Below are 317 nucleotides of genomic sequence, written 5' to 3'. Positions count from 1 at the left end.
CGGCTCAGAGAGGTGAAGCGACGGCGGAAGAATCGGCATGAGACGTGGACAGGCTCGAGGAAGGGATCAGCGGGAGCGTTGGCCAACCGGAAGGGCTGATCGACACGATCACCCTGCACGACCGACCAGCAGGAATGAGGAGCACGAAGGAGCAGCACAAACGATGATGCCCCGCACGAGGCGAGGCATCAGGGTGTTCACGACGTGAGCGAAAGGGCTCAGGCGCGAGACACGTACTCGGCGCTGCGGGTATCAACCTTGAGGACTTCGCCCTGGTTGATGAACAGCGGCACACGCACCACGGCACCGGAAGACAG

General features: G+C 62.5%; 1 pseudogene. It reads right to left on the bottom strand.

Annotated features, from left to right (window positions below):
* Positions 1-218: 218 nt before the first annotated feature.
* Positions 219-317: pseudogene (locus R0J88_RS19350) on the bottom strand (elongation factor P); the annotation flags it as partial.

Source organism: Pseudoalteromonas sp. SIMBA_162 (assembly GCF_046535955.1).
GTDB classification, from domain to species: domain Bacteria; phylum Pseudomonadota; class Gammaproteobacteria; order Enterobacterales; family Alteromonadaceae; genus Pseudoalteromonas; species Pseudoalteromonas marina.
This window is presented reverse-complemented; position numbering and strand designations above follow the sequence as displayed.